This window comes from Paenibacillus xinjiangensis, from assembly GCF_059686975.1.
Genome location: NZ_JCAALS010000028.1, coordinates 77,663 through 89,222, shown reverse-complemented (window position 1 = coordinate 89,222; position 11,560 = coordinate 77,663). Strand labels below are relative to the sequence as shown.

The following is an 11,560-nucleotide window of genomic DNA, read 5'->3' as shown; positions in this document are numbered from 1 at the left end:
TAAACGAACGTAATTGCTCTTTGGTCCACAGTCCCATGTGCTCTCCCCAACCTTTCTACTACTTTCATTTTAGTAGGTTTTGGAGTTTACACAAACTATTTTACAGACTCAACCCCTAGCCAGATCTTCTCTTTATTCCGTTCTATCGTGATTTCTATAGCTTTATTTATTAGATATTTGCCAAGCCCTTGTTTATGAAATTTTTTCCTTATATAAATCCTCTCGATTTCAAGCGAATCATTGCCCATTATTTCAGTTTGTGCATCACTGGTGTTTAGCTTCAGATACCCGGCAATTTCCTCATTAGCATATATAAAATAAAATTCCGATGAAAGATTTGATAATTCTTTTGCTAATTGATTTAAGTTAAATGCTTTTCCCAAGTAAGCTATCATATTTTCAGGTGAGTTTTGATTCTTAAATGTCTCATTAAATGTTTCAACACTAATTTCTTGAAGTAATTCTAATTGTTCACATGTGCATTTTTTTATATTTATTGACATTCCATTTGTCCTCCTTTTACTACATCAATACTCTCTCTTGTTTCCCTTTTTTACAAACTCCCAGTCTTTTTCTACATTTTTTCTGACTCTTTGCAGCAGGTTAAAAACCGTTTCTAATTCACTTTCAGTGAATCCAGATAATGCGACCTTATTGGAATAATCATTTTCCCTTTTGATAAAAGGATACACATTCTTCCCTTTCTCAGTAGGAAATAGTTTTTTAATTTTTTGATTATATTGATCATCATGCTTTTCAATAAATCCATTAATCTCCAGCTTCTTAATTGCACGAGCAGCCGTTGTTCGGTCTACCTTTATCATTTCAGCTAACTTGTCTTGAATAATTCCTGGATTTTCACATATTCTCACTAGGTACAAGTACTGTCCTTTTGTAAGGTCATATTGTTTGAATTCTATATTACTTATTGAATCCAATGCCCTAGCGATCATTCCAACCTCACGTAGAATTTCCTTCATATTTGCAGCTCCACTACTATTGTATTTTTCAAACGCGGTATAAAAATAGTACACCATTTTTGTTGTATTTACAACAAAAACCACTGTAGGCTTTCCCATACTTACCTGCCCACCAGCTCAACGAGGCTGCCGATTTATGCCGGCAGCCTCATTCTTGTGATTGGTTAAGCTATAGTTGTGTTCCAGCCTTACCTATCAATCAAGACATGAAAAGGCACATGCACCTCAACAAAACGTGAGGAGAATGTGCCTTTTCATTAGTTGGACTTTTCAGGATACAGCTTAATGGTCTAGCAGTCATCTAATAAATCTTCTTCGTATCCCGATCATCCTTAATCATCTCTACCGCTTCCTTGAACCGCATTGCATGCACGATTTCACGCTCTCGCAGAAACTTCAGGCTGTCCTGCAAGTCGACATCATCGGTCATATCAATCATCCATTGATACGTAGCACGCGCTTTCTCTTCAGCTGCAATATCCTCATACAGATCGGCAAGCGGATCTCCTTTGGCCGCTATGTAGGCAGCTGTCCACGGTACACCGGAGGCATTATTATAGAACAAAGCACCATCATGATTCACATAGTGCGAACCTAAGCCCGCTTCCTCCAGCTGCCTCGGCGTCGCGTCCTTCGTCAGCTTATAGATCATCGTAGCAATCATTTCCAAGTGGGCAAATTCTTCAGTCCCAATGTCAGTAAGGAGTCCAACCACTTTGTCTGGAATGGTGTACCGCTGATTCAAATAGCGCAGCGCAGCGGATAGCTCACCATCCGCTCCTCCATATTGCTCCACAAGATAGCCCGCCATTTTGAGATCACATTTGCTTACCCTAACGGGATACTGAAGCTTTTTTTCATAGATCCACATGTTCTCGCCTCTCCTCCTCCCTCTTCTTCAACTCCAGTCTACACCTGCCAAGGCCAAGGACTCTCCGCCCATTGCCAAGGGTATTGCGAGTAGCTGTGGCCGAATTGCAATAAAGGCCCATACAGTTGCTCGTACTGAAGGGCAACCTGCTGACGCTGCAACGCAAGATGATTGAATTGCTGTAGAGCTTGCTTGTCATGCGGGTGGGTATCCAAATATAAGGTTAACTCTACAAGCGCAAAATCAACCTCCTGCAGCTCCTGCAGCTTGCGATAATACTGTTCATCACATTTAACGGCCAACCTCGTTCACCATCCTCTTTTACAAGCTGTACTTGGATTGATAAGAGCTATACAGTGCGGGCCACAGGGTTCCCAGTCTCAGAGCATCTTGCAAAGAGAATTGGGGTAAGCCCGGCGGCTGAAAAGCAATGAACTGATTCGGCGGCAATACATAAGACCTATACCCGATAGGCGGACATGGGTCGAAGGGAGCCGCTGATACAGGATAATAGCGTACCTGGTTCAAAGGATTATTCAATATATCACTCAATTCTTTTCCTCCTGCCTTATCATCATTTATATTCACTATATGCAGCGGGCACTCGATTCATATCTTATTGATTTAACCACAGCACGCAAGAGTAAGCTCATAGTCAAAAAGAAAAGAACCCTTCCCGCAGAGGTGTCACTCTCGGGGCAGGGCTCTAGTCTACCTGGCTTGCCTGCGATACATGCTTAACGGTTCATATCACTTAATCCTGGGCTATGCTCATTCGGCATTTCCGGCATTTCTGGAACAGGGAAACCAATAGGAGGCTCTGTCACCTGCAGCTCCCCGCCGTTGCGGCTTGGGCTCTGGCCTTGGAATATTTCCGCTATTCTTGTCTCATCCAGCCTGAAGTTGAATTGCATATTGTGATAGCCCATATCTACAAACTTACGGCATTCTGGATATTTGTTTATATCGTAGTTCGGCACGGGGAACAGCTTGCCCCAGTTCACCCCCAACACCTCCAGTGCCTTGGCAAAAGCATTCTGGTGCGCGTTGTCTCGGACGATCAGGAAACCTAACGTCTCACGGAATGATGGATTGCTGCTTTCTAGTCTTTTGCAGCACACCCGTGGATTCAAGTACGACATTATTAAGCATATCGCTAATTAAGTTGCCATGACTGTATACCCACGATCCATTCCACGGATTCCCTCCTGCGTCGACAGGCAAGGAACTCTGAGCTCCCACAATAAAATGATGGGGATTCGCATGCTTAACAGCGTCATTCAGGGGCGCAGCATCTATTCCTGCATTGCCGGGGGCAGGGTTGCCTGCACCATTCAACAACTGATTAATCGTGCTCTGGACTAGCTCAACATGCGCAATTTCTTCAAGGAATACACCGCGAAGCAAGTCACGGAATTGCTTCTCCTTCCCTCGAAAGTTGGAGCTTTGAAAGAAGTATTGCATCATAGTCCGCATCTCGCCGAACTGTCCGCCTAATGTCTCCTGCAGCACCTTCGCTGCAGCCGGATCTGGCCGATCTACTACAATCTTGTTAATCAATTCTTCTTTGTAATAATATATGACAACCACTGCTTCATTGAATACTATCGTTATCGTTCCCCATCCGAGATGGGATATACGAATAGGCTATTCATTCAGCAATGTACAGAGTAATAGGATAAAACCCTATGTCCTAAGCCATATTATTCTTGCTATACCTACAGTGAAAGGAGCCTCTGCAATGTCCAACAAGAGAATATCAATTGCTGCTCTAGGCGGCGTAAATGAGATCGGCAAAAACATGTATATTGTCCAATATGATAATGACATTATCGTCATTGATTGCGGTTCTAAATTTCCAGATGAAAGCTTACTCGGCATAGATGTCATCATTCCGGACATTACCTATCTCCTTGAACATCAGGATCAGGTCAGGGGGCTTGTTGTAACACATGGTCACGAGGATCACATAGGCGGCATTCCCTACATTATTAAGCAGTTGAACATGCCTATCTATGCAACACGCCTTACACTCGGTTTAATTAAGGGAAAGCTGAAAGAGCATGGCCTGTTAGGCAGCACGCAGCTGCATCAGATTGACTCCGACAGTGAATTGACATTAGGAGCTGTTCCTCTTCGATTCTTCAGCACTAACCATAGTATCCCGGATTGTCTAGGTGTAGCCTTCCACACCCCTGAAGGTGTAGTCGTACATACGGGCGACTTCAAATTTGATCTCACACCTGTTAATGAGCAATACGCCGATATTCATAAAATGGCTGAAATCGGCAAGAATGGTGTTCTTGCTCTATTGTCAGAAAGCACGAATGCAGAGAGACCAGGCTTTACGCCCTCCGAACGAATGGTAGGCGAGCATATCGAGGAAGCCTTTAACAAGGCAACTGGCCGTATATTTCTGTCAACCTTCGCCTCTAACGTCCATCGCGTTCAGCAAGTTATTGATGCAGCAGAAAAGACAAATCGCAAGATTGTCCTATTAGGGAGATCCATGGTCAATGTAGTGGATATCGCTTCGAAGCTGGGTTACTTGAGATTGCCAGAATCGATGCTAATTGAGGCCTCTGACTTGAAACCCTATGCTCCGCATGAGCTGGTTATTTTATGTACCGGTAGTCAGGGAGAGCCAATGGCCGCTTTAGCTCGCATAGCTAGTGGAACTCATCGCCAAGTGAATGTTACTGCCGGTGACACCGTTATTCTGGCCTCTACCCCAATTCCAGGTAATGAACGCAATGTGGCACGCATTGTTGATAATCTGTTCCTGCGGAAAGCGAATGTTATCTACGGCTCTGGTTCAGTTACTGGCATGCATGTATCCGGTCACGCAAGCCAAGAGGAATTAAAGCTTATGCTCACCTTGATGAGACCCAAATATTTCATCCCCATTCATGGGGAATTCCGCATGCTTCATCAGCACCGCCTGTTGGCAGAGGCCGTTGGTGTTGAAGCCGATAATATCTTCATTGTTAATAATGGGGATGTCGTAGATATCGAGGATTCTATTGCACGTCAAGAGCGCAAAATCCCGAATGGGAACACTCTTGTCGACGGACTCGGCATAGGCGATGTAGGCCATATCGTGCTCCGTGACCGAAAAGTATTGTCCGAGGATGGCATTCTCATTCTTGTACTTACGATTGCCAAGTCAGATGGCAAGCTGGTATCCCATCCCGACATTATTTCTCGAGGGTTCGTCTACGTAAGGGAATCAGAAGGCTTATTAGAGGAAGTACACCGCATTACAGCCGAGACAATCGCTCAGCTTCAAGAAGCCAATACCAATCAATGGGGTACGTATAAGCAGGCACTCAAAGATGCTATCGGAAAGTTTCTATATGCCAAAACCAAAAGAAGACCGATGATCCTTCCGATCATTATTCAAGTTTAAGAACAATGACAATGCCCTCCGTTCGGGATGAACAGAGGGTATTGTTGATTACCAATTAAGCTATGATACGGTATTCGCTGCTTTCCCCTGTGCCGCATTCACAGGGCGATTGGTGCTGCAAGTGATAATCCTAATAATAAGTAACTGATGTACAAAGTCATTTTCGTTCGCCTCTGAGGGATTGTACGATAATAAAAATGTTGCCTTGCCGTATAAATTAGAAACTCAACGGGAAAAACAATCAGGTCAAAACAAAACGCTTAAGGGAGGCTTTAAATTGAAAAAGAAATTGATTACTTTTTTTCTTGGTTGTCTAGCCCTCGTGGCAGCTGCTGTTCCAGCATTTGCTGAATCCTCCAGTACATCAGCATCTGGTACTTCGAACAAGATTGGAACTTATGGGAACACCAACCTGGGCACCTCTAGCCCCGGTACTGGAATGAGCAGCACGTATGCTGAGATGGATCGTAATGTCATTAACAGAAGCTACAACTCCATGTCAACGAATAATAATACAGCAGGCACATATGGCACATCTTCTGGTGTGAGTGCTAACAACTACCGTGCAAATGCAGCAGATGACAACGACTTCGATTGGGGCTGGCTTGGTCTTCTAGGGCTTCTTGGGTTAGCTGGTATGAGAAATCGCAACCGCGATCACGAGAGAACCTAATAACGAATAAGACAACGGAGGGAAAATAACAATGGGTATACTAAGCGGCAATCCGAAGAATGAGCCAATGCACTATGGAGAAATATACAGTGTATGGCAAAGCTCAACTGTTGCCAAAGGCGCGCTGTCTTGCTATCAAGCTTATTACAATCATGCTGGTGATAAGGATCTCAAGAAAACATTAGAGGCTCTTATTGATCAGGCGAGGCTTGAGATTAAGGAATGTGACACGCTGCTCATTGATAATGGGATTGCCCCAACACCTGCATTGCCAGAGAGACCCTCTGTTAAGCTTGAGGATATCCCTGTTGGAGTGAAATTCGCTGATCCAGAGATAGCTGCTGCCATAGGTGCTGACGTATCCTTAGGCCTTGTTGCTTGCAGTCAAGCAATGGGACAATCCATTAGAGAAGATATTGCTGCCCTGTATGCTAAATATCATCTAACAAAAGCAGCGCTGGGCATGAAAATTCTTCAATTAAGCAAAGAAAAGGGCTGGCTTATCCCCCCTCCTCTTCAAGTTCGAACACCTGAGGCGGTTCACGCATAGCTAACAAATAACAATAGATCCCGCCAGGCTCTGGCGGGATCTATTGTTATTCGCGTGCTTCGTTAATCCACATATCTTCCATGCTCCGGGATAGCTAATTGTGTAAATTCATGAGCGAGCAGTGCGAGTCCGTCTGTTAATTCCTTGCCGGACATCGGTCGACCATGACCAGTAATAGCAAGCATGGGATGAAGATCATTCAGTATCTCAACAGAACGCATAGCTGCCTCCCAATCCGTCGTGAAATATTTCGGAGGACCGTTTATTTCTTTCTCCTGCGTGATGACTTTATACAAGGCTTCCTGCTTCACGCTGACGAAGGCATCACCGGCAACAAGGGAACGATCTTCCTCTCGGAATAGGGAAATATGACCTGGTGTGTGGCCTGGTGTATGGATCCATCTCCAATTCGGCATATGAGGAATTCTATGGTCGACAGGCAATGCCTGCACCCGATTATCTAGATTGATTCCCTGATGGGGAAACAACGGGGACAGCTCAGCTATCATTCCTCCGTCTACTGTCGAATCACCTGAAGGATAATCCATCTTACCGGTTAGATAAGGCATTTCAAGCTCGTGGGCGTACACCTTAACATCCCAATGCTCGAGTAATTCCGCAATGGCTCCTACATGGTCGAAGTGGCCATGGGTTAGAATAATCGCTTTAGGCGGCATATCGAACTTTTCTTCAGCAGCTTCTATGATCATCTGAGCGGATCTAGGCATACCCGCATCGACAAGAACCCAACCGTCAGATTCCTCAATGAAACAGACATTGACTATCTGAATAGGCAAGCAATAGATATCAGCCGTTACTTGTTCCCCTTGTCCACTAGTCAGAGTTGTCATAGGGATCCAACTTTTATCAAATGGCACTTCCAATTCATCACCTCCAATTTTGAACGTTCAAGGTTATTTTGCCTTCCAAATATAAATTTGATGCTGGATCAGGAAATATCTTAATTAGTGAATAATAATCCCAACAATACTAAATATTAAATAGGTTACATCAATTGAAATTTTGGAGGAATCAAGAAATGAACCAGTTCACACCAAACAATCAAGCACAACTGCAGCTCTCCCATGCTGAACAACTCATTCAGCAATTAGTAAACCAGACGCAACAAGCTTCCCAGCAGTATCAACAGCTATTGGCTCAGGAACAACAGAATGCAAGAACCTTGGAGCAGCTCGCTGAGCGGGAGAAGCAAGCCTCACATATCATCCAAACTGCCTTACAAGGCCATCAGACAGCTATTCAACAGCTTCACCAAATTTCTATGCTATGCAACCAAATCTCCAATCAGTCCCAATCCTATTCTACTTCCCCAGCAGCATTCAATAATGACTACAATCACCAAATGAATGCCAACATGAACCGTTCCTTCCAATAGCAGACATGAAGAAGCCACCATCTGGTTCATCCCAGATAGTGGCTTCTTTGCTAGGCTTATTTTTATAGCTTAATACTAATCTTGAACAACCCTGCCTTACGTGCTGCCATATAAATAATGATAACGAGCGGACCAAGGAACACCCCAATCACGCCGAAGAGCTTGAATCCCACATATAGACTGACAAGGGCTGATAATGATCCGATACCGACAGCATCACCCAGAATTTTGGGCTCCACAATCCGGCGGAATACGGTAATGAACAGGAAGAGTATATACAGTCCAATACCTGTGTACACATCACCTGTCACTGCCAGATACGTCCCCCATGGTACGAGTACGGAACCTGTACCAAGAATAGGCATAATATCTACAATGACGATAAGAAGAGCAATTGCGAGCGGATATTTCACGTCCAGAATTAATAGACCAACCAGAGAGATGGCATAGGTCATTGCACTGAGAATGAACTGGGACCGAAGGAAGCCGAATATTGATTTTTTGAGATTATCCAGCACTTCATTCACCTGCGGGCGGGACTTCTCCTCGAATAGAGAGAGCACAGACGCTTTCATCGTATTGAGGCTGTAGCCGAACATGTACACAGCGACCAAGAACACGATAAAGAAGATGAACATGCCTGGTATGCCTGATGCGAAGGAGATAACAGCTGAAGACAAGCTTCCAACCATTTTCGTCAACGTCGCACTGAGGCCATTCAACCAATTCTCTACTTGAGTTACCGCATCTGGAGACAAGTGGTCGTATAAGGATTGGGCGTTTTCTATAAGATCCGTGAAATAATTGTTCGCATCGCCGAAGTAATTAGGTACTCGTTGAGCAAAAGCAATAAGCTCGGCTACAACCTTGACGCCCAGCAGTGCCATTAGTCCAATCAGGACAATTGTGAACAATGTACTGGATATCGTTGAAGCAATGAGCCGATTCAATCGGAGCTTGCTCATTATAAGGCCTGTTAGAGGCTCCATGAAGATGGCCACTATAATCGCAAGCAGGAAAGGCGCTCCTACTGTGAAGAATAGATACAATAGAAGCAGGCCAACCGCTATTAATATTAACGTTTTTATCGACACAACGCTTATTTCCCCTCTCCCTGGGCTGCCTTGCGATAAATGTTCACTCGGGTTACACGATGCCGTTTGTACTCTGCAACCTCGAACACGTAACCATCCTGCTCGATAATGGCTCCCTTAGCCGTGCTTCCCTCGAAATGAGTGAATAACCACCCTCCGATGGAATCGACCTCATCATCCTCTATCTCGAGGTCGAACATATCGTTGACATCCTCGATCAGCATGCGTCCCTCGACAGAGGTGACGTTGCCCTTCACAATAATGCTCGGGAGCTCGTTATCGAACTCGCCATGAATCTCACCGACAATTTCTTCAAGAATCATTTCGGTCGTAAGCATCCCAGCTGTCCCGCCGTATTCGTCCACAATAATCGCAATCTGCGAATGCTTGAGCTGCATTAGCTTGAGCACATCGCTAATTTCCATCGATTCGGGAACCGTAAGGATGGGACGAAGAAAGCTCTCAATATCATGCACTTCATCAGGATCTGCCGTGAGCAGATCGGTAATGTGAACGAATCCGATAATCTGATCCTTGTCCTCAACGCCAACAGGGTAACGGGTGTGCTTCGTCGCATACACCTGCTTCATATTGTCAGAGAAGGATATCTCCCTATACAGACAGTCCATGTCTGTCCTTGGAAGCATTACTTCACGTGCTAACCTGTCTGAAAATTCAAAAATATTATCGAACAGCTTCATTTCGTCCTTGTCGATAATACCACTCCTCGCGCTCTCATTCATGAGAATGCGAATTTCCTCCTCCGTATGTGCACCTTCAAGCTCGCTAGCAGGCTCAACACCAATCAACTTAAGGAGTCTGTTAGCTGTGCCATTCAGCAGCCATATCGCAGGCCAACAAATTTTGTAGAAAATAGACAGCGGCATCGACAGCCACATCGAGGTCTCTTCGGATTTCTGGATCGCAAGTGATTTGGGAGCAAGCTCTCCCAGAACAATATGCAGAAAGGTGATCACAATAAATCCAATCGTAATCGATAAGGTTGCAATGAGCGTCTGGTCAGTAACTCCGAACGTATGTAATAGGGGCTCAACGATTAACTCTGAGATTGCCGGCTCGCCCACCCAGCCAAGGCCAAGTGATGCAAGCGTAATGCCTAACTGCGTTGCCGACAGGTAAGCATCCAGCTTGCTGCTTATTTTCAGTGCATACTTGGCTCTTGCATTACCTTCGTTGGACAGCTGAGTCAGACGAGTCTGTCTTGCTTTCACCAAAGCAAACTCAGCTGCAACGAATAATCCGTTCATTAATACAAGAAATGCAACAAGAGCGAGATTAAGAACAATCTGGCCAGGCAAAAATTCGGTATGACCCAAAGCTGAATTCTCTCCTTTTATTGCCTGCTAAAGTATGGCTTTCTGCTTAAGGAAGTCCACGTCCTTGTAATACATATCCTTAACCAGCAAGTTCGGTCCGCAGCAGGAAGCTGCTGGGCAATGGCAATTCACGTCGCGGGCTAATGAATGATCCAGCCAACGCTCGAACAAGTCATCCAGATTCTCAGAAGCGATATTCCCGAACGCTGGCACATCGGAGAAGTCAGTTACGAACACTTCGCCCGTGAACAAGTTCACATTAAGCCGATTGCGGCCATCCGGATCATTGCGTACCGTTACATTCGGCTCATTAGCTAGCCGAGTCAATAACGCACGCTCCTCGGCATCATCACTGCAATGATAGAACGGAAGCGTACCGAACAGCATCCATATGGATGGATCTCTGTTATCTAACAGCTTCTCAATCGCTCGGCGCATCTCAAGTCTCGATATGACAGGCAGATTCTTAGCGAATGAGCTTGGATACATCGGATGAACCTCATGTCTCTGGCAGCCCATTTCAATAATAAGGCGATGAATTTCGTCTATTTGTTCATGCGTCCGGTAATTAATCATCGACTCCGCCGATACGAGTACTCCAGCCTCACTAAGACGACGGGCATTATCGATCATGCGTTCATACAGCTTCGTGGCGGCTTGCTGCGACACGTGATGGCCAGCTCTCGCGAAGCCGATCTGATGGAACTCGTCTGCATTCGTATAGTTGAACGAGATATGCATAACATCCAGATAGGGAGCAAGCTGCTCGTATCTGCTGTAAGGAAGCGTGACGTTAGAGTTAATCTGCGAACGGATACCACGGGTTCGTGCATACTGAAGAAGCGGCACCATATATTCCTTGACCGTACGGTCAGAGAAGGATGGTTCGCCCCCTGTAATACTGATGGTCTCTAAGTGCTCGACCTCATCCAGCCTTCTTAGCATAACCTCTAGAGGAATCTTGGCCGGTTCAGCCATCACAAGTGTATCGCCTACAGCACAGTGCTCGCATCTCATATTACAGAGATTAGAGACTGTCATCTCTACGCTTGTTAATTTATGTTTCCCATGCCTCTGCAAGGAACGAATAGGGTCCCAAGGATCATTAACCGGGGATAGTGGGGGAAGCTCTGTCACTCTTTTATGTACAGCTAGAGAATTCATCGTGTTCATTATATCAGCACCTGACTTACATCGTTTGAATGGTATATCTACTCTCATTGTAATGTTCGAGACGGGAGGAAGCAAAT

The 11,560-nt window shown here is 45.1% G+C and carries 12 protein-coding genes and 2 pseudogenes; 4 read left to right on the top strand and 10 right to left on the bottom strand.

The annotated features are described in order from the left end of the window. Positions 1-110: 110 nt before the first annotated feature. The 6 genes and pseudogenes from AC6ESP_RS23655 to AC6ESP_RS23630 form a co-directional block, all read right to left on the bottom strand. Positions 111-503 (bottom strand): annotated as a pseudogene (locus tag AC6ESP_RS23655) (GNAT family N-acetyltransferase); the annotation flags it as partial. A gap of 24 nt (positions 504-527) precedes the next feature. Beyond that, positions 528-980, bottom strand: a complete 453-nt coding sequence (locus tag AC6ESP_RS23650) for a MarR family winged helix-turn-helix transcriptional regulator (protein ID WP_497099202.1) — start codon at positions 978-980, stop codon at positions 528-530. 301 nt (positions 981-1,281) lie between these two features. Beyond that, positions 1,282-1,851: a manganese catalase family protein gene (locus AC6ESP_RS23645; RefSeq protein ID WP_497099192.1), complete on the bottom strand. Its 570-nt coding sequence runs from the start codon at positions 1,849-1,851 to the stop codon at positions 1,282-1,284. Positions 1,852-1,889: 38 nt separating this feature from the next. Next, positions 1,890-2,153: a spore coat protein CotJB gene (locus AC6ESP_RS23640; RefSeq protein ID WP_497099191.1), complete on the bottom strand. Its 264-nt coding sequence runs from the start codon at positions 2,151-2,153 to the stop codon at positions 1,890-1,892. Positions 2,154-2,172: 19 nt separating this feature from the next. Next, complete coding sequence (locus AC6ESP_RS23635; protein WP_497099190.1) at positions 2,173-2,403, bottom strand: spore coat associated protein CotJA; 231 nt, start codon at positions 2,401-2,403, stop codon at positions 2,173-2,175. Positions 2,404-2,588: 185 nt separating this feature from the next. Next, positions 2,589-3,432 (bottom strand): annotated as a pseudogene (locus AC6ESP_RS23630) (manganese catalase family protein). Positions 3,433-3,592: 160 nt separating this feature from the next. Here AC6ESP_RS23630 and AC6ESP_RS23625 point away from each other — a divergent pair. The 3 genes from AC6ESP_RS23625 (at position 3,593) to AC6ESP_RS23615 (ending at position 6,483) form a co-directional block, all read left to right on the top strand. Then, positions 3,593-5,260, top strand: a complete 1,668-nt coding sequence (locus AC6ESP_RS23625) for a ribonuclease J (RefSeq protein WP_497099189.1) — start codon at positions 3,593-3,595, stop codon at positions 5,258-5,260. 277 nt (positions 5,261-5,537) lie between these two features. Continuing rightward, the gene (locus tag AC6ESP_RS23620) at positions 5,538-5,933 is read left to right on the top strand and encodes a WGxxGxxG family protein (RefSeq protein ID WP_497099188.1); all 396 of its coding nucleotides are present in this window, start codon (positions 5,538-5,540) and stop codon (positions 5,931-5,933) included. A gap of 31 nt (positions 5,934-5,964) precedes the next feature. Beyond that, positions 5,965-6,483: a DUF3231 family protein gene (locus AC6ESP_RS23615; RefSeq protein ID WP_497099187.1), complete on the top strand. Its 519-nt coding sequence runs from the start codon at positions 5,965-5,967 to the stop codon at positions 6,481-6,483. Positions 6,484-6,545: 62 nt separating this feature from the next. On the opposite strand, the gene AC6ESP_RS23610 is transcribed toward AC6ESP_RS23615, so the two are convergent. Continuing rightward, entirely contained in the window at positions 6,546-7,334 is a 789-nt protein-coding gene (locus AC6ESP_RS23610) for an MBL fold metallo-hydrolase (RefSeq protein ID WP_497099201.1), read from the bottom strand. Positions 7,335-7,522: 188 nt separating this feature from the next. Between AC6ESP_RS23610 and AC6ESP_RS23605 the strand changes: the two genes are divergently transcribed. Next, complete coding sequence (locus AC6ESP_RS23605) at positions 7,523-7,879, top strand: AMP-dependent synthetase and ligase (RefSeq protein ID WP_497099186.1); 357 nt, start codon at positions 7,523-7,525, stop codon at positions 7,877-7,879. Between the two features lie 62 nt (positions 7,880-7,941). Here AC6ESP_RS23605 and ytvI read toward each other — a convergent pair whose 3' ends face one another. The 3 genes from ytvI to yfkAB are packed head-to-tail and all read right to left on the bottom strand — an operon-like array spanning position 7,942 to position 11,474. Continuing rightward, entirely contained in the window at positions 7,942-8,973 is a 1,032-nt protein-coding gene (ytvI, locus tag AC6ESP_RS23600) for a sporulation integral membrane protein YtvI (RefSeq protein WP_497099185.1), read from the bottom strand. A gap of 5 nt (positions 8,974-8,978) precedes the next feature. Beyond that, entirely contained in the window at positions 8,979-10,310 is a 1,332-nt protein-coding gene (locus tag AC6ESP_RS23595; RefSeq protein ID WP_497099184.1) for a hemolysin family protein, read from the bottom strand. A 27-nt stretch (positions 10,311-10,337) separates the two neighbouring features. Then, the gene (yfkAB, locus tag AC6ESP_RS23590; protein WP_497099200.1) at positions 10,338-11,474 is read right to left on the bottom strand and encodes a radical SAM/CxCxxxxC motif protein YfkAB; all 1,137 of its coding nucleotides are present in this window, start codon (positions 11,472-11,474) and stop codon (positions 10,338-10,340) included. Positions 11,475-11,560 lie beyond the last annotated feature (86 nt).